Annotated in this window: 20 protein-coding genes and 1 pseudogene; 4 read left to right on the forward strand and 17 right to left on the reverse strand. The window is 33.9% G+C overall.

Annotated elements, in window-relative coordinates:
• Positions 1 to 346 precede the first annotated feature (346 nt).
• The 12 genes from C4Q29_RS03140 to C4Q29_RS03195 all read right to left on the reverse strand — a co-directional run bounded on the left by C4Q29_RS03140 (position 347) and on the right by C4Q29_RS03195 (position 15,112).
• Complete coding sequence (locus C4Q29_RS03140; RefSeq protein WP_103981379.1) at positions 347 to 763, reverse strand: histidine kinase; 417 nt, start codon at positions 761 to 763, stop codon at positions 347 to 349.
• A 9-nt stretch (positions 764 to 772) separates the two neighbouring features.
• Complete coding sequence (locus C4Q29_RS03145; RefSeq protein WP_103981380.1) at positions 773 to 976, reverse strand: helix-turn-helix transcriptional regulator; 204 nt, start codon at positions 974 to 976, stop codon at positions 773 to 775.
• 366 nt (positions 977 to 1,342) lie between these two features.
• Complete coding sequence (locus C4Q29_RS03150) at positions 1,343 to 2,470, reverse strand: ABC transporter permease (protein ID WP_103981381.1); 1,128 nt, start codon at positions 2,468 to 2,470, stop codon at positions 1,343 to 1,345.
• Positions 2,457 to 3,551: an ABC transporter permease gene (locus C4Q29_RS03155; protein WP_103981382.1), complete on the reverse strand. Its 1,095-nt coding sequence runs from the start codon at positions 3,549 to 3,551 to the stop codon at positions 2,457 to 2,459. Before C4Q29_RS03155 ends, C4Q29_RS03150 begins: the two co-directional genes overlap by 14 nt.
• A gap of 1 nt (position 3,552) precedes the next feature.
• Positions 3,553 to 4,491: an ABC transporter ATP-binding protein gene (locus tag C4Q29_RS03160; RefSeq protein ID WP_103981383.1), complete on the reverse strand. Its 939-nt coding sequence runs from the start codon at positions 4,489 to 4,491 to the stop codon at positions 3,553 to 3,555.
• 174 nt (positions 4,492 to 4,665) lie between these two features.
• On the reverse strand, positions 4,666 to 5,124 hold the full coding sequence (locus C4Q29_RS03165; protein ID WP_103981384.1) for a redoxin domain-containing protein: 459 nt from the start codon (positions 5,122 to 5,124) through the stop codon (positions 4,666 to 4,668).
• Between the two features lie 91 nt (positions 5,125 to 5,215).
• Entirely contained in the window at positions 5,216 to 10,495 is a 5,280-nt protein-coding gene (locus C4Q29_RS03170; RefSeq protein WP_103981385.1) for a G5 domain-containing protein, read from the reverse strand.
• A gap of 175 nt (positions 10,496 to 10,670) precedes the next feature.
• Positions 10,671 to 11,114 carry an FMN-binding protein gene (locus C4Q29_RS06375; RefSeq protein ID WP_200813110.1) on the reverse strand — a complete coding sequence of 148 codons (444 nt, stop codon included), beginning with the start codon at positions 11,112 to 11,114 and terminating at the stop codon, positions 10,671 to 10,673.
• Positions 11,115 to 11,211: 97 nt separating this feature from the next.
• Positions 11,212 to 12,489, reverse strand: coding sequence for a YkvI family membrane protein (locus C4Q29_RS03180; protein ID WP_103981386.1), 1,278 nt, complete (start codon positions 12,487 to 12,489; stop codon positions 11,212 to 11,214).
• Between the two features lie 459 nt (positions 12,490 to 12,948).
• Positions 12,949 to 13,101: a hypothetical protein gene (locus tag C4Q29_RS06320; protein WP_159459198.1), complete on the reverse strand. Its 153-nt coding sequence runs from the start codon at positions 13,099 to 13,101 to the stop codon at positions 12,949 to 12,951.
• Positions 13,102 to 13,259: 158 nt separating this feature from the next.
• Positions 13,260 to 13,994, reverse strand: a complete 735-nt coding sequence (locus tag C4Q29_RS03190) for an alpha/beta hydrolase (RefSeq protein WP_103981388.1) — start codon at positions 13,992 to 13,994, stop codon at positions 13,260 to 13,262.
• Entirely contained in the window at positions 13,991 to 15,112 is a 1,122-nt protein-coding gene (locus C4Q29_RS03195; protein WP_103981389.1) for a zinc metalloprotease, read from the reverse strand. The genes C4Q29_RS03190 and C4Q29_RS03195 overlap by 4 nt, the downstream gene beginning before the upstream one ends.
• Positions 15,113 to 15,215: 103 nt before the next feature.
• Here C4Q29_RS03195 and C4Q29_RS03200 point away from each other — a divergent pair, with 103 nt between their 5' ends.
• From C4Q29_RS03200 to C4Q29_RS03210, 3 genes are all read left to right on the forward strand, one after another.
• On the forward strand, positions 15,216 to 15,923 hold the full coding sequence (locus C4Q29_RS03200; RefSeq protein WP_103981390.1) for a UTRA domain-containing protein: 708 nt from the start codon (positions 15,216 to 15,218) through the stop codon (positions 15,921 to 15,923).
• 134 nt (positions 15,924 to 16,057) lie between these two features.
• Complete coding sequence (gene treP / locus C4Q29_RS03205) at positions 16,058 to 17,515, forward strand: PTS system trehalose-specific EIIBC component (RefSeq protein WP_103981391.1); 1,458 nt, start codon at positions 16,058 to 16,060, stop codon at positions 17,513 to 17,515.
• A 9-nt stretch (positions 17,516 to 17,524) separates the two neighbouring features.
• Positions 17,525 to 19,150, forward strand: coding sequence for an alpha,alpha-phosphotrehalase (locus tag C4Q29_RS03210; RefSeq protein WP_103981392.1), 1,626 nt, complete (start codon positions 17,525 to 17,527; stop codon positions 19,148 to 19,150).
• 483 nt (positions 19,151 to 19,633) lie between these two features.
• Here C4Q29_RS03210 and C4Q29_RS03215 read toward each other — a convergent pair whose 3' ends face one another.
• The 3 genes from C4Q29_RS03215 to C4Q29_RS03225 all read right to left on the reverse strand — a co-directional run bounded on the left by C4Q29_RS03215 (position 19,634) and on the right by C4Q29_RS03225 (position 22,763).
• Entirely contained in the window at positions 19,634 to 20,614 is a 981-nt protein-coding gene (locus C4Q29_RS03215; protein ID WP_103981393.1) for a tRNA dihydrouridine synthase, read from the reverse strand.
• A gap of 147 nt (positions 20,615 to 20,761) precedes the next feature.
• Positions 20,762 to 21,517 carry an acetoin reductase gene (locus C4Q29_RS03220; RefSeq protein WP_103981394.1) on the reverse strand — a complete coding sequence of 252 codons (756 nt, stop codon included), beginning with the start codon at positions 21,515 to 21,517 and terminating at the stop codon, positions 20,762 to 20,764.
• A gap of 163 nt (positions 21,518 to 21,680) precedes the next feature.
• A complete protein-coding gene (locus C4Q29_RS03225; protein ID WP_103981395.1) occupies positions 21,681 to 22,763 on the reverse strand; it encodes a YrzE family protein in 1,083 nt (360 codons plus the stop codon).
• A gap of 172 nt (positions 22,764 to 22,935) precedes the next feature.
• On the opposite strand from C4Q29_RS03225, the gene C4Q29_RS03230 reads away from it, so the two are divergent.
• Positions 22,936 to 23,664 (forward strand): YebC/PmpR family DNA-binding transcriptional regulator, encoded by a 729-nt coding sequence (locus tag C4Q29_RS03230; protein ID WP_103981396.1) that lies wholly within the window; start codon positions 22,936 to 22,938, stop codon positions 23,662 to 23,664.
• A gap of 121 nt (positions 23,665 to 23,785) precedes the next feature.
• Here C4Q29_RS03230 and C4Q29_RS03235 read toward each other — a convergent pair whose 3' ends face one another.
• Positions 23,786 to 24,667 carry an IS3 family transposase gene (locus C4Q29_RS03235; protein ID WP_103981397.1) on the reverse strand — a complete coding sequence of 294 codons (882 nt, stop codon included), beginning with the start codon at positions 24,665 to 24,667 and terminating at the stop codon, positions 23,786 to 23,788.
• Positions 24,655 to 24,835 (reverse strand): annotated as a pseudogene (locus C4Q29_RS03240) (hypothetical protein); the annotation flags it as partial. The pseudogene C4Q29_RS03240 and the gene C4Q29_RS03235, both read right to left, overlap by 13 nt.

A 24,835-nucleotide genomic window follows, 5' to 3' on the forward strand; every position in this document is an offset into this window, starting at 1 on the left:
TAAGAAGTGGCGCAAAACTTATAAAAAATTCCAATTTGAGCCAAGTCGGCAAGAAATTTTGGCGCAAATTTAGGAATTAAGGCGCTGTTTGCACCATTATTCAATTTCTCTTAGCTGGGAATTGGCGCAAAAGATTTGGAAAGTCCAATTTTGAGCCATTCTCTCTGAAAACTTTGGCGCAGATTTGCTGTGCGAAGTCTACTTTGCGCCTTTTTAGATTTTTCAAAGTCTGTAAAGTGGCGCAAAATCTGAAAAAAGTTTAATTTTGAGCCAGCTCGACTGGCAAGTTTGGCGCAGATTTGGAGTGATCCGCCTACTTTGCGCCATTCAACATTTCTTCGATCTATTATACTCTTTCCCAATTATTTTTAACTAAAGCTTCAAGATTTTCTTCATTTCCTTTGAAGATTTTTCCTGTCATAGGAATCTCATATGAAATCTTTTTACCCAAGTGGTCAAAGCTGATGATTGACTTATTCGTCTTATTATTTATTTCAAAATTTTCTATTTCACTTTCAGGATATAGGTAAAAATTAGTTTTTGTAGAATTCGATATTTCTTTTTCATATATTCCCTTGTTGTCAAAGACTAAGATAAAAGTCCTTGAGTTATCAAAAATATAATACAACTTGCTTAAAAGTAGTTTCAAAACGCTTTTACCAGGACTGTTGTGCTTGAATGCCACAAGATAATTCTTCTCTTGGCCAAATCTACTTACTACACTTTCTTTGATTTCTTCCCTACTATTCATTAATAATCCCATTTCTTCCTCCTATTTGAATATGAATACTTCTTTTATATCTTTATCTAGAACCTTGCAAATTTTATAAGCAGTCTCCAGGGTCGGACTTATAGTGTTATTTTCATAAGCCATTATAGACCTTCTTTTTAAGCCGACTGCCTTGGCCAGCCTGTGTTGTGATAAGCCTTTTTCTTTGCGAAATTCTGCTATCTTATTTTCTATAATTACTTCCATGATTGAATCCTTTGTTGTTGTGTTGGTTTTTTGTATTTGTGGATTTTTAACTAATCATTTTGGTTACATTTATAGTACCATTTAAAGAATAAGTTTGTAAAGAGTGATGGGATGTTGAGATAGTAGGAATGGTTTATTACAGAATTATTCAGATTTTAACTTACCCTTTTTCTGAACTACTTTTCTGGATATAGATAGTTCAAAGCACCACCAATCAAGCAAAATCACCAAACCCCACCCCAAAGACACGAAGAACCCCTATATCCAACAAAAGAATATAGGGGTTCAGCTCAAAAATCTGCTTTCAACTTCAATTTAAGAGACGACTCATACCATGATAATTTACTCAAATATCCAAAACCCACACTATTCCTTACTCTTAGTTATAGGCTTCTTTACCACATTGGTAAGCACAACAAATACAAGGCTAAAGCCCAGCAAGATCAATATATTCGGCATGAGTTCTGATAGATTTTTTCCTTGGTCTATTAAGCTATTATTTAATACATAATAATAGTTTGGGAATATTCTGGCTATTTTTAGGGTTGTCTCTCCTAAAAATTCCATCGGAACAAATACTCCAGATAAGAATGATGATCCCAAAACTAAAATATTTATCACCACTGATAAGGAATTTGAGTCTTGGAACAATTTTCCTATCAACATACTCAATGTCACTGCACTTATCATAAATACAAAGGAGTTAAGCGCCGACAATAGAAAGACTTGGTTGAATTCAAAGTCTTTGACAAGCACTATACAGATTAGGAGGTATAAAAGCCAGAATATTATTCCGAAGACCAAGTGGCCTAGGGTCAATATTAAGTTCGTCCTTTTTCCTGATACAGGCGATACTCTTTGTCTCTTGTTGACTGTTTCTTTATAATAGCTCGACATTACTAGGGTAACTACAAGCAATATTTGTGACAATAATGGATAAGACACAAAGTTGAAATAAAATCTCGAGTTGCTTTCGTCCCCACTAGCTTGTTTTATATCATTTATTTTTTCCACTTTTATAGTTTTGTCCAAATCACTATTGGCATATTTTATAGCTTCATCTAGTAAATATCCATTCTTACTATACTTATCAATCTTATCTATAAACTCATTTACTCTTTGCTTTATTAAGAATGAATACATGCTTTGGGGCGATGATTTATAGGAGATTTCTTTAGTGTTTTCAAAGTCTTCAGGTATCATGATTATGGCGTCTATGGTCCTGTAGAATAATTCATCATCCAGATTTTTCTTATCCAGATCACTTACAATCTTTTCTTTCTTGCCTATATAATCTACCAAGGCCTTAGATATTTGGCTATTGCTTTGATCATCGATGTAGACATTATTCTTCACTTCTGAATAATTTGTGTCCGTATTTGAAGAATTGGAATTCATAAAAAATACAGATATGGATAAAAATATTATCGTATATAGAAGGATTGAAAACTTATGATTCTTGACTATTTTGAAATAATTCTTAAAGATATTCATAACGTTTCCCCCTTGTAAATACTGCTGTTAACACGATGAAGACAAATGTAACCAATACCAAGTAGCTTATATTTTGATAGAACCTAGCCATATCGCTGTAGTAATACATGGAATACAAGGCATCTGTTATGATGGCAACCGGGTTGATTTTGTTTAATATAGGAATGTTTCTCTGTATTATCATTTTTATGTCTGAAACCATCATTCCTGCCATAAAACTCATAAGCATGGTAAGCCCAATACCCATGCCCTCTTTTTTATTAACATCAGCCTTGACTCCAGTAGCTATGAGGGTTCCAAAGCTTACACCACAAAGGGCGGATAGTAAAATCAAGACCATGAGGCCAAAATAGTTGTCGCCAAAATCTACACTTAATAGGTATTTTAAAACAAGTATTGTTATGAATAATACTATAGTGTTAATAATCCACGCCACCAGCAAGGCAGATAATAACTTAGTTTTAATGTTTGATGGTGACATAACATTTCTTTTTGCAGCTGTGGATAAATTAGCTTCGTATTGGTAGATAACAACCATTCCCCACATATATCCATATAGGGCCTGCATACCGATTAATGTGTAAAAATAGGTGTTTATCAGGTTCATATTTTTATTGGATTCATCTTTAATGTAATCATTTATACCGATTAAATCGTTGATATTTGCATTAGGATTTTTTTCCAATATCCTATAAATAGTTTCACTATTTTGTATGAATGTTTTCATAACAGATGTCACTATCGAAGACTTAAATCCTTCATCTTTAACAAGCACATCATCTACTTTTCTAATATAGGCGCTGTGCTTGTCTAAGTTTATGTCATTTTCATCAGCAATTTTTTCGATTTTAAATATTTCTTCTTTCTCAATACTGTCAAAAAATGACTTTATATTTTCATCTTCATATAGGTCTTCATTTACCAAAACATTTATTGGGTCAAATTTTAGCTGGTCATTCAGATTTCCAAAGGCCAATTTGAATAAAAGACCTAAAATTATTGGGAAGAATAGGCTCCAAAAAACCAGGGCTCTTTGTCTTAACAATACTTTAAATGTATTTTTAAAAACATGTCCAAACATATTAGTCCCTCAATTCTTTTCCAGTTAAGTCTAAAAATACATCATTTAACGTAGGTTTAGAAGAATATAATGATTTGTAATTAATGTTTTCTTTTTTCAATAAATCTATAAGATTTATTAGATTGTATTCGCCATGTTCAAATTCTACGTAACAAGTATTATTGTTGTATTCAACATTCACTACATGGTCCATATTTTTTATTTGGTCAATAATACTATTACTCAAATCATCACTTTCAAAGCTGATTTTTTCAGATAGATTAATAGAATTTTTAAGTTCTTCACTTGTACCTTTAGCGATTACCTTCCCCTTGTCTAAAATTACAATATCGTCACATATCAAATCTACTTCTTCCATATAATGAGAGGTGTAGATAATGCTAGCTCCATCTTGGTTTAATTTTTTGATATCTTCTAGTATATTATTTCTTGATTGGGGATCAACAGCAACCGTAGGTTCGTCAAATATTATAAGTTCTGGTTTATGGGCTATACCACAGGCTATATTCAACCTTCTTAAAAGACCACCTGATAATTGTTTTGGATAAAATTTTCTAAATTCATCTAGACCTACAAGTTTAATAACTTCATCGACTAAAACTTTTCTTTTAGCCTTATCTTTTACATATAGGCCGCAAAAATAGTCAATGTTTTCATATGTTGTTAGCTCTTCAAAGACGCCTACATCTTGAAAAACTACACCGATTTTACTTTTAATATCATATTTTTCAGGATCCATCTCTTCACCAAAGATTTTCACAGATCCTTGGTCAAATGTCAGCAGGGACAATATACAGTTTATAGTTGTTGATTTTCCAGATCCGTTCGGCCCTAAAAGACCAAGTATCCTTCCCCTTTTAAGGTCTAAATCTAAACCATCAACAGCAGTTAAGTTTTTATATTTTTTAACGAGATTTCTAACTTCAACAACATTTTCCATGATTTCCTCCTGCTTTAATTATATAATTAAAGACCAATCTTTAAATAGTCAAAACATAGATTTTACATAGATTTTGCATTTAAGAGTCTTTAGCATCATAAAAATTCTATTACGGGAAGAATGTTTACCATCAAAAAAACCACACAAGTTAAACTTGTGTGGTCTATACTTATTTTATAAAGAATCTATAGCTTCCAATATTTCATTCACATCTGGTCTTTGTGTTTTTTCATATTGTTTTGACCATAATACTGTGCCATCTTCATCTACTAAAACTACGGCTCTGCCGGATATTCCTGCTTCTTCAATGTATACGCCTAAGTCTTTGGCAACTTCACCCTTTGGGTTGAAGTCTGATAAGATTGTTAGTTTTTCTAAGGCCAAGGTGTCTGCCCAAACTCCTTTAGAAGGATGTGCGTCAACAGAAATTCCTAGAGGTGTGATGCCTCTTTTTGTGAATTCGTCATATTCATTTTCTAGGTCACGCATTTGATCATTACATACACTGGTGAATGCTAGTGGGTGAAATGCTAATAGTATCTTTCCCTTGATGTCTTTTGATGATACTTTTTCACCAGTTTGATCTCTCAATTCGAATGCTTTCATTTGATATCCTTTATCTGCTATTGTCATATATTCCTCCTATTTTTATTTCTTCTAGTCTCTTATATACCCAAATATATAAAAAAATCACAGCCGAAGCTGTGATTTTCTTTAAACAATATTATTGTTCATCCTTACTCTTCTTTTTTGAAACAAATAAGAATGCTATTAATGCAACAAGTGCAATACCGCCTAGGTACATAATTCCGTCGTCACCTGTCTTTGGAGCTGATGAATTATTTGCACCTGGTTTTGTTGATCCTTCTTTGTTTGAGTCTTTTGATCCTGGGTTATTTGGAACAACTCCTGGTTTGTTAGGATCTTTTGGATCATTGTTTCCTGGAGTTCCTGGTTTACCTGGATCATTTGGTTTATTTTCACCTGGTTTGTTTGGATCCTTGTCTTCAGGCTTGTCAGGATTTTCTGGATCTTTGTCTCCTGGTTTGCCAGGGTTTTCTGGATCCTTGTCTCCTGGTTTGTCAGGATTTTCTGGATCCTTGTCTCCTGGTTTGTCTGGATTTTCTGGATCATTATCTCCTGGTTTGTTTGGATCTTTTGGATCTTCTTCACCTGGTTTGTTTGGATCTTTTGGATCTTCTTCACCTGGTTTGTCTGGATCCTTTGGATCTTCAGGATTTTCTGGATCTATTGGAGGAATTTCACATACATTCTTAGTTCCGATTTCAATAATCATGTCTTGTTTTTCTGTGATTGTCTTAGTTTCTCTAGACACTTCCTCACTATTTACAACTTTAACTGTTGTTTCAGTCTTACCAACTATTCCTTCTTGAACAACCTTGTGTTTACCAGCTTCTAATTCAGGATTTTCTCTGATAATTACATTGTATGCTTGTTCACTTTCATACTTGAATTCACCTTCAGTCTTTGTACCGTATTCTACGATCTTATTCTTTGGTTCAACTCTTTCTTCAGTTACTTCAAGCTTACCTGTTTCCTTGTTGAATGTAGTTGTATATTTTACAGATCCTTTTGAACCTTCTTCGATGACTTTTTCTTCACCTGCTTTAAGTTCTGGATTGTGTCTGTATTCTGTATCATGACCTAATTCAACTTCTTTAACAACTGGTTTTACACCAACTCTTACAACTCTATCTTCTTTTTCTGTAATTGTCTTAACTGTTTCTTTTGCTTCACCAACTGGTTTACTATCTTTCACTTTTTGTGTGATAGTTACTTCTTCCTTACCTGGTTTTCCTTCTTTTTCAATCTTTTGGAATCCAGCTTCTAAAGTTTCATCATAGATAACCTTAGTTTCAAAAGGAATTTCTCTTTCGATAGTCTTGGTTACTTCACCTTCGGTTGGTTTTCTACCAACTTTAACAATCTTGTTAACAGGTTCTGTAATTGTCTTGAATTCGCCTTCTTGAACTTCTACTACCTTGCCATCTTTGATAACAAGTGTATTGGTTCTTTCTTGTTCACCTGGTTTACCTTCTTGAACAACTTTTTCTTCACCTGGTTCTAGTGAATCATCGTATTCAATGATTGTTTCGAATGGTAGTGCTTTCTTTTCAACTATTTCGTGAGTACCGTCGTTTGTTCCCTTACCTACTTGGATAAGTGCATCTTCTGCTGGAACAATTACTTCTTTTGGTTCTCCATCAATTTGTGAATCTTTGATAGTCCATGTTGTAGTCTTTGTTCCAACCTTACCAGGTTTAACTATTCTGTATTCACCCTTCTTAAGGTCGTCAACTTCTTCAACTTTGTATTCAAATGGTAATTCTTCTACATGTGTTACTTCACCTGTTGAACTATCTTCACCAACTAATATTATAGCATTTTTAGGTTCTCTAGTTGTCTTAAATTCAGACTCTTCAGTTACTTTTGAGTTAACAATTGTAAGAGTCCTTTCTTTTAGACCAGATTCACCTATTTGTTGTACTCCATCGATTTCAGCATATTTCCATTCACCTTTTTTAAGTGTTGGATCTTTTCTTACTTCAATTTCAAATGGAATTGTTTCAGTTTCTTTGTATTGACCATCAGTCTTAGATCCTACTCTAATCTTTCTAGTAACTGGTTCTTTTGTCTTAGTTACTTCACCACGAGTTTCATCAACCGCTTGTCCATTTTCTATCTTGATTGTAGTTTTTACTTCTTGTTCACCAAGTTCACCTTTTTGGTCTTCTACAATTTGGTTTGGTGCTAATGTTGGATCAATTAACACTTCTGTTTCAAATGGAATTGGGTCTTTGTCTATATATTCAACTGTTCCAGTGAAGTTTCCATCACCTACTTCGATAATTTCTTTTACTGGTGCTATTGTTTCTACAGGATCTGAAGTCTTTGTTACTACGGAGTTTTCTATAGTAATTGTATATTTTTCTTCACCTTCTACACCTTTTTGTACAACTTTGTATTCTCCCTTTTGAAGTTCTTTATTTACTCTTACTTCTACTTCAAATGGCTTTTTACTTGTGTATACATGTGTACCTTCTGTCTTAGCAGGTCCAACTTTTACAATTCTCTTCACTGGAGCTTTTGTTTGTTTTGTTTCGCCTTCTTCTGACTTAGTTACTTGGCCATTTATAATTGTGTGTGTTACTGTGGTTTCTTCTTCACCAAGTTCACCTTCTTGTTCAACCTTTGTTGTACCTGGTTCCATTGAATTATCTACAACATATTCTGTTTCAAATTCAACAGCTTTGGTTTTCTTAGTTTCAAGAGTACCTGTGAAGTCAGCATTACCCACTTCTATAATTTCATTAACTGGTGCTTTTGTTTCTTTTGGTTCTGAAGTATTTGTTACTTTTGAGTTTTCAATAGTAATTGTGTATTCTTCTTCACCTTCTACACCTTTTTGAACAACTTTGTGTTCACCCTTCTTAAGTTCTGGGTTTACTCTTACTTCTACTTCAAATGGTATTTTATTTACATATTCATGTGTACCATTAGTCTTAGCAGGTCCAACTTTTACAATTCTTTTTACTGGTTCTTTTGTACGTGTTGGCTCACTTCTTTCTGACTTAGTTACTTCACCATCTACAATTGTATGAGTTACAGTAACTTCTTCTTCACCAAGTGAACCTTCTTGTTCAACTTCAACTTTACCTGGTGCTAATGAATTATCTACTTTGTATTCTGTTTCAAATTCTATAGCTTTAGTTTCCTTAGTTTCAAATGTTCCATTAGTCCCATAAGATACAAATTGAACTTCTACTTCTTTTGTAGCAACTTCTTGTTCTCCATCAAAATAATGTGCTGTTACAGGAACATTTAATAAAGCTCCATTTATAGATTTTCCATCTTCAGCATTCGGAACTGTTGCAGTTACGGTACCTGTGTTTTCATCAATTGATACATTCCAAGTATTTCCTTTATCATCTGTATAAGTGTTAGATGCTAAAGTGAATCTAGTTGGTTTTCTATTGTATGAATCTTCTTGGTTTATTATCACTTCTGAAGATAGTTTATCTCCTGCTTTACCAGCCTTAGCATTATATCTTGCATCTATATTTGTTCTTTCTTTGATAACAAATTCTGCCTTAGTCTTTTCTATAATTTCTTTGTCAGGTTCATTTGGATCAGAGTATTTTGCAATTACTGGTACACTTAGTTTTTCACCACCATTAAATTTAGATGGGTCTACTGGTTTAGCAGTCACTGTACCTGTTTTTTTATCAATTGATACATTCCATTCATTGCCATGGTCATCCTTAAACTCTGTTCCTTCTGGTATATAATATCCAGTTGGTTTAAGTTTTTTGTCATCTCCTACAAGTTTTGCAGGTGACTTTTGTTCTTCTGAAGGGAAGGCAACTTGTGCAGAATATTCTGGTCTGTTGTTGCTTGATTCTTGAACAACGAAGTGGAACCAGTGTGTATCAGTTGATCCATTTGTATATGTGTAAACTAATGGTACTGCAACAAAGTCCCCTGCTTTAGCAGATAATGGTGGGGTTACTGTAAAAGTTGTTGGAAGTGTATCTTCATCATACTTCAATATCCATTTATCTTCTTCAGCTTTACCTTCGTTGATTTTATCTATAAATTTTCTATCAATAGATCCGATTGCCTGATTTGCATCTTTAGCAGCTTCCATTTGATCTGGTGTTTTTTGGTTAGGGAATAAATCTTTATTATTTCTATCTTCTGGCACATAAAGTTCTACTTTAAACTCTTCACCAGGTTTTACAGCAGATGAAGTATGTTTTGATGTATCAGCTTTATTACCATCAATAAATCCTTGATCGTAATATCTTGTATCATCAAGGTTTAACTTAAATGAACCAATTAAATTGTAGTGGTCATATCGGTCGATGCCTTGCTTGTCGATTACTACATCTTGTCCCTTGTGGTTGATTGTAGTAGTACCAGCACCTGTTCCTACATAAGTTCCTTTATCCCATTCTTCTTCAGCCGCTTGAGCTATAGCGTTAAATTCCTCAGCTGTTCTTGGACGAGTAAAGAATTTAACTTCTAGACTTTGAATCCCTTTAAAGTTAGGGTCTTTATAAAAAATAGAATCCTTATTAAGATTACCATTTTCGTCTATTACACCTGCTGGCATTTTAATTACTACTTTATCATTTTCATCAATATACGCTTCTGCTCCAGGTACAATTTCACCTGTTACAGGATGGTAGACTTGTCCTACTAGTCTTTCTCTGGCATTTTTATCAAGGTTTTCTACAGATATGTCAGTAGTTATAGTTTGTCCTTGAACAAATTCCGTTTTATTATGACTTCCATTTAACTTTATAAGTTGAAGTATATCATTTTCATTTGGCCATGGGTTGACCTTGTAGCTTATACCGAAGCTATCTCCGAAAAACTTAGTAGTAGGATTATTTTGAGTGTAATTATCCTTGAAACCAAAGGAAGTAGAGTCATTATCCTTGTTATTGATGTGCTCTAAAGTTTCATTACTTGCTTCGTAGTTTAAGTTTCTTTGTCTCCCACTAGATGTTAACTCTGTATTTTCTTGTGGCTTGTAGCTTACAGCAGGAGATTCAGCAGTTAATTTATCTCCCTGACCCATCATTGGCTTATTTCCAGTATTTATAGGAATAAGACCAGCATCAGTTACAGTAACCTTGGTATAGGTTCTTTGGCCTGTTTTCTTGTCGATGGTGATTTGGTAACCATATTCAGTTTTACTTGGTGATGTAACCGACGGATTTTTAAACTCGAACTTAAAACCATCTTTTTCTACCTTTTCATCAGTATTAACTAAGTTTTGATTAGTGTCTCCCGGTTTCAAATCAGTTTGTCTATAGCGCTCTTTGTCGTTATAGTCTTTTATCTTAGCTTCATCTTTAGTATAGTTCATCTCATTTGCAGCTTGTACCAAGTTCATTGGTATAAAGCTTACAAGTAAAGCAAATGCTAAAAGAAAGCTTAAGATTTTTCTTGTTTTAATACTATCTTTAATCATTTTTTTCTCCTTTATAGTATTTTCCTATTCTTTTATTTAGAATATTTCTCTAACATCCTTATAAGTTGATTATAGTAGTTATATAGGAAAAAATCTACTATAATTATGTAAAAATTAATTTATATTTTCAGAAGAAAAAATTCCAAAGCAATAACTTTGGAATTTAATCTTAATGTTATTTACTTAATGCATCTTTTACTGCTGCTTTGATAGCATCTGATGTAACTGTTGAACCAGCAATACTGTCAACATCTGTTGAGTTAGCTGCTACTATAGCTGCTGGTATATCTTTTAATGCTGCATCAGCTAAGCCTTCTGTTTCAGCGTGTTCTTTAACTTCAACTGAAGTTATCTTTCCACCTTCAACTTTAACTTCAACTTTTAAGTCAGCGTTGTGTCCTTTTGCTGTACCTTCGTAAGTACCATCTTTTAACTCAGCTGGTGCTTCTGCTTCTGCAGTTGTTTCTTTTACTGTTTCCTTAGCTGTTTCTTTTGTAGATTCAGCTGGTGCTTCAGCCTTTGTTTCTGTTTTAGTTTCTGTTGGTTGCTTTCTTTCTGTACATGCTACTAAGCTAAGTACTAGAACTAAAGCTAATAAAATTGATAATGTCTTTTTCATTATTCCTCCCTTACTTTTTTTTGATATGGACTATTATATCACATTTTTTTATAATAATAAAAATTTAAATTCTTCTTAAAGCATTCATTCTTCAAGTTTATTCATTTATATTATCTATGTGGTCATCTATTTCTGATCCGACATTTTCTTTAAAATCTTCATCTTCAGCCATAGCCTGGTCTTTAAGTCTTTCTAATTCTTTCGAATCTTTCTTAGAAAAATCTTGGCCTGGGTCTTTTTTAGCAAAAGTAAGGTCGTAAATCCTATTTCTAATCTCAGCTTCTTTTTCAATCTTTGACTTGTTTTTGATCCAACCTATAGCGATAACTAGAATCAATAATATTCCCATATAACCAATAATTGGATACATGATACCTACAAGCTTTTTAAATCCTACAAAGGAAAGACCAAAACCTATGACTACTAGAATGACTAGTGTCAGGTTAAATTTCTTTTTGTCATCTCCTGATATTCTTCTTGCTAGGGCATAATATAAGGAAATACCTGTGTTAAAAATCATTCCATATATAACTAGGGACATTAACATTCCCAATACAGGATGGATATTTGTAATAACTGCCTGCATTGGCAAGTCTGAGGATATAATCACTGGTAGGTTTGCATACAAGGTAAAGGTTGCAACTGTTGTGATAATACCTACAATGAAACCACCAAAGATGCCGGCTGTTTTTGAAACTTTATTGTTGAATTCTTCCCCGCCTAGGACAAAGGCCATGGATACACCTGTCATCATACACATGGCAAAGTAGTTTAAGCTTGATAGGGCTACGTTATTTATAGCCTTAGTTTGAGTTTTTGCTAGTTCAGCAGATGCTTGTAAGTCAACGTCGCCCCAAAATATGGTATAGATGGTAGCTAGTACTATGAAAAATACTATCAAGGGTGTTAAAGATCCTATAACTGCTGAAACTTTGTCAAAGTCAAATTGACTAACTATGATGATCAAAGCAGCACATATCACGGCACCAACCCAGTTTGGTAAGGCAAATTGTTGGTTTAGGTTTGAACCTGCCCCTGCTATCATTACAAAACCTATTACAAAACAGGTGATGGTAAGGGCTATATCCAGCAATTTAACAACAATCGGATGGGTCATTTGCTCCAAGACCTCGCTGTGTTCGCTAGCTAAAAAGTATGAACTCATTGATAATAGGATATAACCAAATGCTACATGAAGAAGACCTGTCACGGTAACAGCTATAAGTCCAGGCACTCCAAATCCTACAAAGTATTGTATAAGCTCTTGGCCTGAAGCAAGCCCTGCTCCAGTCAAAACTCCTACATAAGCAAAGGCCATGATGATTGACCTTTTTATTCTGTCTTTTCTAATATTTGTTCTTAATTGTTCTGTCATTTCTCCTCATTTCTCATAAAATATACCTATCAATGATAGCAGAGGGGCGGCGGTATTGCAAGTTTGGGTGTTGGGTGTTCCGGGATCATGTAGTGAGTCCGTTTTGTTGATTTTGGCTGTTACGGACTCATGTTGTGAGTACTTTTTGACTTTTTTTAACATTACAGACTCAGGTTGTGAGTACTTATTGACGTTTTTTAACATTACAGACTCAGGTTGTGAGTACTTATTGTTGATTTTTGTTGGTACGGACTCAGATAGTGAGTCCGTTTTAGCGATTTTTGACATTACAGACTCAGATCGTGAGTACTTATTGGTGGTTTTAGCTGATACAGACTCAGTTTTGGAGTACTTTTTGGATTTTTTTGTTGTTACAGACTCAGGTAGTGAGTCTGTTTTGTCATTTTTGAGCTGATACGGACTCAGGAATCAAATCTATTTTTAGGAATTGTATTGTATCTACCTCAATATTGTATACTTCATCTTGATAAAAGTTTTAGAGTAAATATATTCTTCTAACCTATCGTTAAAATTTACAAATAGGTCTATTAACTTCAACAACTTATCGCTTAAATTTAACGATAGGTCTATTATTTTTCTACCCTTCTTCAAAATTTGATAATAGGTACAAATCCACTAACTCACCTACTCATTCTCCAAACATCCCAATCAGCCTAAACCTATCCATAATCAGCTGAAATCTCCAATTCAGCCCAAACAAAAACCCCTCAAGTCAGCAAAACCAACTTGAGAGGTTACTCTTTTAAAAACTACAATTCCCTGTCTTCAAAAATCTTTTCTAACACTCTATCCCAGAGTCCCCATTCATGCTCTCCATCAAGATAATAGTCTTTGACCGAGACATGGTCTCTAATCTCGTCCATCAAATACTTGATATCCTCTGCCTCTACTATCTTGTCCTGCATACCGGTATAAGAATAAATCTCGACAGGCTTCATAGTATCTTTGTTTTTCTCAAAACTTGTAAGAGGATGGTGACTCTTGTATTCTGCGTCATCTTCAAAGATTCCCCAAGTCCTGATTTCTAAATCAGTCCTCATGTGTCTGGCTAGGTATGGTGAAAGTAAGAATGCCTTAGAAAAAATATCCGAATGCCTGAAAGAATAATTCAAGGCACCCCATCCACCTAGGGACAAACCTACTAGATATCTATCTTCTCGACCTATATTAAAAGAATATCTTTTCTCTAAACCAGGTATCAAGTCCTTAAAAATAGCAGATTCGACCTTCATATACTTGTCTACATAATAACTATTAAAGCCATCTACAAATATAGCAACCAAAGAAAAACCCGACTTTTTATTGAAGTCATCCAAGTATTTTTCAAGGCTAGTTTTGCTATAAAAATCTGTGTGGTTGCCACCTGCTCCATGAAGAAAATATACAAGCTTCATATTTTCTCTGTCTAAATTTTCCGGTTCATAAATTGAATAGTTCCAATCTAATTTAAGCTGGTCAGACCAGAGGGTATCTACATTAATCATTCTTCCACCGCCTTATCTACTATTTCAATTAGTTCTTTCTCTAGTTCAACATCCGCTTTTACAGGGTGACTTTGGCATACTTTATCAAACTTTTCCTTGATTTTAGCAGCGGCCACTTCATCCTTGGAATGCAACTTTGCAAGGGCGTAATCCATTCTTAGATTTGTGATAAAATTTTTCATGCTTCCTTTAACAGCTTTGACCATGGGATCTTCTAGAATTGACAGGTCTACATTTTCTTTTTCATTTAAGAGATTTATAAACAATCTTTCAAGCTCCAAACTTACCTTGTAGTATCCTGTCAAGTCGTCATGCTTGGCAAAAAATTCATCTATGGCATCTTTTGCCTCTGCAAATTTGTGGCCGTCAATAAGCCTTTCAATCTTAGATACCTTAATAGCTTCAGAAAGTGAATTTTCACCCTCTGCCTCAAAGTAATTATCAGGCATGTCTTTTAACCTAGTTCCATTTACTGCTAGATAATAAATTTTCAACTGCAACCATAAATATTCTCTTGTACTTTCATCCTTGTTTAATATTTGTACATTTCTTGCATCATTATTTATTATTTTCCCCTTGAATGGAACTCCATTCAAAATAGCAAAAAACACGCCAACAACAGCAAATAAAAACAAGAAAACCAAAACAAGGCCATCTAGTAAAAACATCAAGCCAATAGCAAGAATGGATGTGATTAGATTCAAAATCACTCCCCCATAGTTATATAACTTGTATGGGTAAGAGTCTCCTAATTGTCCTGGAGGATCCAATAGGCATTGGCCACCTGTCCCTGCCATAGACATTTTCTTAAACTTATAGCCTTCATTTTCATATTTTACCAAGACATCTGATCCAACCCTAAAAGATACAAACTTATATCCACTTAATAGACCAAATATCAAATGCCCACCCTCATGGATGATGATTTGTAAGTAAAATGCCGCTATAGCAAAAATGAAAACCAAAACGAAAAACAAAATTTCATTCATACCTAAAAAATCTGGGCTAACCTTCATTTTAATAGAAAATATCATTAAAGAAACACCTATCGCAGCTCCTATCAACAGGGGCAGGATAAACCCTGAAATCTTCTTTAATAATGATTTAAACTTATTCATACTTTTCCTCACTTTTTAATTTTATATTTAAATTATATTTCTTTATTGACAAAATACAAGTGTGATAATATATAATGAAAGGAAAGAACTTTTGGAGTTAGATATGAAAAGACCGCTATATATAAAGATTTATGATCATTTTAAAAGCTTAATAGAAGACAAGAAACTTTTGCCCGGAGACGAGATAGCTTCGGAAAAAGATTTGATGGAAGAATATGAATGCTCGAGAGATACGGTAAGAAAGGCTACCACCCTATTAGAGCAACATTCTTACATAAAAAAATCAAGAGGCAAACCCTCAGTGGTTATAGAAAACGACCACTATGACTTTCCTGCAGCAAATATAAAAAGTTTCAAGGAATTAAGTAGGGACAGCAAATTTTCTACTAGCACAAAACTTGTAAGTTTAACCTTAAATGATAAGGATGAATACCCATTTTTGAAAGATATGAAAAGTGATAAAGTTTACCGTATAGCAAGGGTAAGGGAAATTGATAATCAGTCTATCATCTATGATGTAGACTACTTGGATGCAGATCTTGTGCCAGATATGACCGAACAAATTGCTGAAGACTCTATTTATGAATATATAGAAGAAGTCCTAGGCATACAGATTGCTTATTCTGAAAAGAATATTACTGTAAGGCATGCACCGAATAAAATTTTAGATAGTATGGATTTGGTGAAAGATGACTTGGTAGTCCTCGTAAAAAGCAAGACCTATACTGATAAAAACGAATTTTTCCAATATACCAGGTCCTTTCATAGGGCTGATAAATTTTCTTTTAATACCTACGCTTTGAGAAAATAATGAGAGTTTTCAAACTCTCATTATTTTTTATGCTAAAATCCTGTTAATTATTTAATTTAACTTGATTTTATTATATATCCATGATAACATTTTCATATAAAGCATGTACGTACATGTAAATAAGGGAGGAAATCATGGCAAAATATACAAATGATGCTAATCAACTACTTACTTTAGTAGGTGGTAAAAGCAATATTAAGTCAGTTACTCATTGTATTACAAGAATGAGATTTGTACTTAATGACTTATCAAAAGCTGATATCAAAGCTATTGAAAGCCTAGACTCAGTAAAAGGTACCTTTACTCAAGCTGGTCAATTCCAAGTTATAATCGGTAATGATGTTGCAGACTTCTACAACGAATTTACAAGATTATCAGGAATCGAAGGTGTTTCAAAAGAACAAGTGAAGGCTGATGCTAAAGATAACCAAAACTGGTTACAAAAATTGATGTCAAACTTAGCTGAAATCTTTGCACCAATCATTCCAGCACTTGTTGTTGGTGGTTTGATCTTAGGTTTTAGAAATATTCTTGAAGGTGTTAAAATGTTCAACGACCTTGGACAATTCACACTAAAAGAAGGTACACAAACAATCACAAATATATCACCATTCTGGAATGGTGTAAACCACTTCTTATGGCTACCTGCTGAAGCTATATTCCACTTCTTACCTGTAGCTATCACATGGTCAGTAACAAGAAAGATGGGAGCAACACAAATATTAGGTATTATTTTAGGTATTACTTTAGTTTCTCCACAATTGCTAAACGCTTATGGAGTTGCTGGCGCAGAAGCTGGTTCAATCCCACAATGGGACTTTGGTTACTTCCAATTAAACATGATTGGTTATCAAGCACAAGTTATTCCAGCTATGTTAGCAGGTTTCACACTTGTTTACCTAGAAAGATTCTTCAAGAAAATCATTCCTAATGTAGTATCAATGATCTTTGTACCATTCTTCGCATTATTACTTTCTGTAATAGTTGCCCACACAATCTTAGGACCAATTGGTTGGAAGATCGGTTCAGCTATATCAACAGTTGTATACTCAGGATTAACATCAGCATTTAACTGGTTATTTGCAGCAGTGTTTGGATTCTTCTACGCACCACTTGTAATTACCGGTTTACACCACATGACAAATGCTATCGACTTAGAATTAATTAACCAAACTGCAACAGCTACACAAGCAGGTACAACCCTACTATGGCCAATGATTGCATTATCAAACATAGCTCAAGGTTCTGCAGTTGCTGCAACAGTATTCTTAAACAAAGCTGACGCAAAACACAAAGAAGTTGCTATTCCATCATGGATTTCAGCATGGTTAGGTGTTACAGAACCAGCAATGTTTGGGGTTAACGTTAAATTAAGATATCCATTCCTAGCAGCAATGATTGGTTCATCATTAGCAGCTGTATTCTCAGTAGTTACAAATACAGGAGCTTTATCAATCGGCGTTGGTGGTATACCAGGATTCTTATCATTCCCACTTGAAAAATGGGGAACATTCTTTATAGCAATGATAATAGCTATAGTAGTACCATTTGTACTAACAATAGTTTTTTCAAAAAGAAAAGAAAATAAATAGGGAGAATAAATGAATAGCAAATTCAAAGAATATGCTATCTATCAAATTTACCCAAAGTCATTCCAAGACACTAATAGTGATGGATTTGGCGATTTAGAGGGAGTCATTAAAAGACTCCCTCTTTTAGCTAAACTAGGCATTGACATGATTTGGCTGTCACCTTTTTATAAGTCACACCAATATGACAACGGTTATGATGTTGACGACTACAAGTCAATAGATCCTAGATATGGGGACTTTGAAGTTTTTGATAGACTAGTAGCAGAAGCAAAGAAATATAATATAGGAATAATGTTGGATATGGTATTTAACCATACTTCTATCCACCATGAGTGGTTCCAAGAATCCTTGAAGGGTAATAAAAAATACCAAGATTATTATATTTGGAAGGATGAAGAAGAAATAACTAACTGGGAGTCTAAATTTGGTGGGTCTGCTTGGGAATATTGCGAAGAATTAGACAAGTACTACCTTCACTTATATCATCCAAACCAAGCAGATTTGAACTGGAAAAACCCACAAGTAAGAAATGAATTTTCCGATGTCCTAAGATTTTGGATGGACAAGGGCGTAAAAGGTTTTAGGTTTGATGTAATAAATGTAACCACAAAACCCGATGTTTACGAAGATGACCACATAGGTGATGGTAGAAGATTTTACACTGACGGTCCACAATTGATGGGTTGGATGCATGAAATTTATGACAAGGCAGGCTTTGATGAATCCATAGTGACTGTAGCTGAACTTTCATCCACCAGCATAGAAAATTCAAACAAATATACCAATCCTAAAAATGGTATATTCTCAATGGCCTTCAACTTCCACCATTTAAAGGTTGACTATGTAGATGGTAACAAGTGGACAGTTACAGATATGGACTGGAATGACTTCTTTACTTTAATTGATGAATGGCAAAGAAAGGCAGAAGAACAAGATGGATGGTCAGCATGGTTCTTAAATAATCACGACCAACCTAGAGCAGTTTCAAGATTTGGAAATCCTGAAAAATATCATTATGAATCCGCAACAGCCTTGGCAACATTGACCCACTTGATGAGGGGAACTCCTTACGTTTACCAGGGTGAAGAAATCGGTATGACTAATCCAGATTATGAATCTATCGATGACTATGAAGACTATGAATCAACCAACTATTATAAAATCTTAGTTGAAAATGGTACATCTGAAGAAGATGCCTTAAAGGCAATTAACTTTAAATCTAGAGACAACTCAAGGGCACCGTTAAGGTGGGATGATAGTGAATATGGTGGTTTCTCCGATGTTGAACCTTGGATAGGTGTAAACAAGGACAAATCTATCAACTACATGGATGCTATAAATGACAAACATTCTGTATTTTACCACTACCAAGACTTGATAAGATTGAGAAAAGAACACAAGGCTATTGCTTATGGATCATACAAGTCCCTATACTTTGATGACAAGGTTTATATTTTTGAAAGAGCATATGAAGATGAAAAACTAGTAGTTTTAATCAATGTTTCTGAAGAAGAATATGAACTTTCAGATACTATCAAGGAAACAATAAAAGATGGAAATATAATTTCCAACAACTACAGTAACTTTAATTTTAGCAAACTTGCTCCTTATCAAGCTGTCGTAGTTTCTATATAATAAGGAAAAATTCCTTATCCGATAATTGGATAAGGAATTTTTTATTCTTCACTTTTCATGGATATTTTAGGGTTTCTTGCTGCTGTCATGAATTACGTCCTCAAGGTTTCATGACTATTCAAGCATTTCTTGCTCCTGTCATGAATTCTGACCTTAAAGTTTCATGACTATTCTAGCATTTCTTGCTCCTGTCATGAATTCCGTCCCTAACTTTTCATGACTAATCTAGACTTTTCTTCTCCTGTCATGAATTCTTTCTCAAACTTTTCATGTCTACTCTAGCCTTTCTTGCTACTGTCATGAATTATGTCCTCAAGGTTTCATGACTATTCTAGCATTTCCTTCTCCTGTCATGAATCCTGCCCATAACTTTTCATGACTATTTAAGCATTACCTTCTACTGTCATGAATTCTGTAGCAAAATTGTCATGTAGATGCTGAAATATTCTGATCCTTGCATATTTTTGATTTATTTAAAATTTATTATTCTTCAAATAAGTCTAGGTTTTCTTTGATAAAATTATCTGTTATTTCTCTTGCTTGGTCAATATCCTTTGTCCTTACAAGGTCAGCTCTCAATTTGCTTGCTCCTCTGAAGTCTTTGATATAACACTTGTATAGTCTATTTAGCATTTTTCTAAGTTGAGGTTCTTTTTCAACCATTTCTTGGTAATAGTCAAAGTGGTAATACATAAGATCAAAGTAATCTTTTATAGAGTGATCTTTGGCTTCTTTTTCAAAGGCATAGATATTTGAAAATATTCCTCTGCCTATCATTATTCCATCTACTCCATATTTTTCAGCAAGCTCTAAACCAACTTTCCTATCTGCTATATCTCCATTTATAGTGATAAGGGTTTGAGGAGCTATCTCATCTCTAAGCTTAACTATCTCAGGGATAAGCTCCCAATGAGCATCAACCATAGACATTTCTTTTTTTGTACGTAGATGGATGGATAAATTTACTATATCTTGTTTAAGTAAGTGAGTAATCCATTCCTTCCATTCATCGATTTCATAGTAGCCTATCCTAGTTTTAACAGATACAGGGAGGCCTCCTTCTTTGGCTGCAGCAATGATTTCAGCTGCGTCCTCTGGTTTCTTTATAAGGCCTGCTCCTCTGCCTTGTTTGACAACATTAGCCGCAGGACATCCCATATTTATATCAACACCTGCATAACCCATTTCAGCTAATCCCTTGGCCATGGCTGAAAAATCACTTGGATTGTCTCCCCAAATGTGTCCTACTATAGGCTGCTCATCTTCTGTAAATATCAACCTTCCCCTTAAAGAAAATACTCCCTCTTCATGGGTGTAGGCTTGGGCGTTGGTAAATTCGGTAAAGTATACATCTGGCGCTCCAGCCTTGGCAACCACATGTCTAAAGACTATATCAGTCACATCTTCCATGGGCGCTAGTATAAAAAATGGTTTTGGTAAGTCATTCCAAAAATTATTGTTCATAAGTCCTCTTTCATCTCTTTGCTTTAGTATTGGTATATTTTACCATTATAAAAAAATATATTCAATTTAGTGATTTATTTAATAATCTTTTGAAATTTAAACAATAAAAATGCTACAGTTAATTAAAACCGTAGCATTCTCTATATTTTAATGGAATACTGTACCACCGTCCACTATGATAGTTTGTCCAGTTATATAGTTAGCATCTTCTGATGCCAAGAAAGAAATCACATTTGCAATATCTTCCGGTTGAGCCAACCTACCTAGAGTAACTCCTTTAGCAAACATATCTAAAACTTCATCTGGTGTTTGTCCACTTTGTTGTGAAATTTCTTCTGCAGATTTCTTAATCATTGGTGTAAGAGCTGATCCTGGAGCATAGGCATTTACAGTTATTTTATGCTCTGCTAATTCACGAGCTGCTGTTTGAGTTAAACCTCTAACCGCAAACTTTGTTGAACCATAAAGACCAATTCCTATATTACCAACCACTCCAGCTTGAGAAGCAGCATTTATAATCTTACCACCATTTCCTTGTTTGATAAATTGTTCTGCAGCAGCCTGCATGCCCCATAATACACCACCTGCATTTACAGCATATGCCTTGTCTAAGTCATTTTGTCTCATTGCCATGAGCGGACCTGAAGGTGCAACTCCTGCATTGTTGATCAAAACATCTAAGTGACCATATTTTTCAACTACTTTTTCAACAGCTTGGAAGAATGATTCTCTGTCTGAAACATCTACTTTTACAGCAAAACCATCAATTGAATCCGCTACTTCTTTTGCCAAGTCTAAATTAAAATCTAGGATAGCTACTTTGAAGCCATCTTTAGCTAATCTCCTTGCAGCAGCTTCACCTATACCTTGAGCTCCACCTGTTATTATTGCAACTTTTGTCATATTATCCTCCCTTATTTTTTATATTCTATTTATAATCTATTATATCATTTTGCAAGAATAAAGCTAAATTAAAGGTTTTTAATAAAAAAATGGTGTGCAGACTAGATTTAACTAATCCACAACACCATATAAACAAATTATATTTTTTTATAAATTTCTTTTATTAGTTTTCTTCTATAAATCTTTCATTAGAAACTCTTGAACCTAATGAACCACCAAACATTGCTGCAATAGCACTTAATAACAATCCAACAAAGATTAATAATGAAGCCTTGCTTGATGTGCTTGCTACATCATTACCAGTTTCTTTAGCTTGTTCTACAGTCTTGTCAGCTGTATCTTTAGCTTGTTCTACTGCCTTTGTAACTTCTACTGAAGCTTCGTTAAATGTTTTTTCTGCTTGTGCATATGTTTTTTGTAGACCGTCATAAATGTTGTTTGATATTTCTTCAACTTCAGCTTCTGATAGGTCTGAGTTCTTTGATACTGCATTTGTAATATCTTCTTGAGATACTGATTTTGCAATATCTTCTGCTCTTGCACCTATTTTGTCTGCTGTATCCTTAGCAATTATTTCTGCATTTTCAGGATTTAAAGCTATATCTTTAGCTGCTTGTTTGATTTCTTCCACTGATACGTCAACTTGTGATTGTAAGTATCCTGGTCTTAATTTTTCATTTTCTGAATCTTTTAAGTATTTTTCAATGTTTGCTTGTAATTCTTCTGCATCAACACCTTCAACTTGTTCAGCTACTTTTTCAAAAGCTGTTGAACTTAATGATGATACATTTTCAGCTACTGTAGATGCTGCTGCACCTGCTGCGTCTGTAGCTACACCTGCTACTGAACCTGCTGCGTTTGCTGCAGTTTTAACTGTTGCTGTAACAGCTGTGAATAACATTACAACTACTAAAGCCATTGATAATGCCCATGATAGGAAACCATGTAGTAAACCAACTCTTTTAGCTGCTAGTCCTCCAACAAAACCTGCTGCAAATAAAGATACTAATAATTGAACTACTGTCCAAATACCAACACCTGTAAATAATCCACTAAATGGATTTGATGATTGAAAATCTAAAGTTGCAAATCCAATTGATGATCCTATAAAACTTAGTAAGAACATTACAGCAATAAATGTTACTGCACCAGCGAATATTGCTGACCATGAAATGTTATTTCCTATTTCATGTCTACTTGTTCTCCTTTCAATTCTTTCTTGTAAAACTTCTTCTCTATTTTTCATAATTCCTCCTAATAATTCGTCTACAGTCTTATATATAACCGATAAATATTTTTTCAAACATCTAGCATAAATATGTCCGAAACTTTTTACACAAAAATAGGCTATAGTCATTAACAAATACAGGTTTTTTTGGTATAATATTTTAGTTAATAATTATGAAAGAAGGTATCCAATGGGAAGAGCTCATGAAGTTCGTGCAGCATCTATGGCTAAGACCGCTGCTTTTAAAACAAAATTATATTCAAGATTCGGAAAAGAAATTTACATAGCTGCTAAGAGTGGTGAACCAGATCCCGAAATGAACCTAACTCTTAGAAGAAAAATACAAGAAGCAAAATCAAATCAAATCCCTGCCGATGTTATAAAAAGGGCTATTGATAAGGCTAAGGGTGGAACTGTAGAAAACTATAGTGAAGCAAGGTATGAAGGATTCGGCCCTGCAAATTCTACTTTTATAGTTGATTGTCTAACCGACAATGCAAACAGGTCTATCACAGATGTAAGAAATGCTTTTACAAAAACTGATGGATGCAAGATGGTAAACGCTGGTGGTGTTTCATATAATTACGATTCTGTAGGTTTATTCGTTTTCGACTTTGAAGATGAAGAAAAAATGATGGAACAACTTTTAGAAGATGATGTTGACCTACAAGATATATCTGTTGAAGACGGTAAGATGACTGTTAAAACTTCATTTTCAGATTTTGGTAAGGCCCAAGATAGTATAGAATCCTTGCTTCCAGATATAGAATACGAAGTTTGTGAAACTGCAATGATTCCACACGATTATGTGACTATAAGTGATAAGGATGAAATTGCTGCATTCAATAAATTGATGAATATGTTGAATGATTCAGATGATGTAAATAAGATATATCATAATGTGATTGTTGAAGAATAAGAAGAGGAGTTGTTGCAAAAAATTGAGGTGACCCCAAAAAGTTGGACTTTATACCAGAGACATTTAGAAATATTTGTCTCTGGTTTTTTGTCTTAAAGATTTCCCTTAAGGGAAATCGCAGCTAAGCTGCATTTAATTTTCTATATTCAACTGGACTTAAATATCCAAGTTTTTCCTTTATTCTATCTTCATTGTAATATTTTATATACTCTTCAATTGTTTTTTTTAGTTCATTAAATGACTTAAATGTTCTACCATAGTAAATTTCTTGTTTTAATATCCCAAAGAAATTCTCCATAGGAGAATTGTCTAAGCAATTTCCTTTTCTTGACATACTCTGTAAAATTCCATTATTTTCTAATTTCTTAGTATATTTTTTTAATTGGTATGCCCATCCTTGATCTGAATGAAATATTCTTCTAAACTTGCAATCTGAAGTTTTTAAAATTGCTTCTTCAAGAGGTATTGTTATTGCATCTAATGTAGGTGAACTTGTTATTGAATAGCTAATTATTTCTCCATTAAACATATCTAAGAAAGGATTTAAGTAAAGCTTTTTAACTTGCATATTTCCTGATTTATCAGCTTCATAGTATTTGAATTCACTGGTATCTGTAGTAATTTTCTGATGGACTACAGAAGTATTAAATCTTCTTTTTAGCCTGTTTGGTGCTACTTTACCTACTCTTCCTTTGTATGAGTAGTATTTTCTAGATTTACGTGCAAAATTTGTTACCTGAAATTTAAGTTTTTGTACCAGTCTTTGAACTTTTTTCTTGTTTATTAAAATTCCGAGTCTCTTAAGCATTGCATGTATTCTTCTGTATCCGTAGTTTGGATTATCTTTTCTTATTTCTTTGATTTTATTTTCAAAGTCTAAATCTTTATCTTTTCTATCAAATCTTTTTTGCCAATACATGTATGTTGATTTTGGAAAAGCAAATTGTTTAAGTAAATCTTTTAGTGGATACTTTTCTCTTAATGAGTGAATTATTCGAGCCATTCTCTCATTTTCTGATCTTCCTCGTCCTCTAATTCCATCTTTTTTTTTAGGAAATCTATCTGCATTTGTGCCCAGTAAAGCTTATCTTTAAGTTCAGCAATTTCGTCTATCTCTTCCTTGGAATATTCTTTCTTTACTTGTTCTTTTTCTTTATTTTTATCTTTAGCC

The organism is Helcococcus massiliensis (assembly GCF_900258485.1).
Taxonomy (GTDB): domain Bacteria; phylum Bacillota; class Clostridia; order Tissierellales; family Peptoniphilaceae; genus Helcococcus; species Helcococcus massiliensis.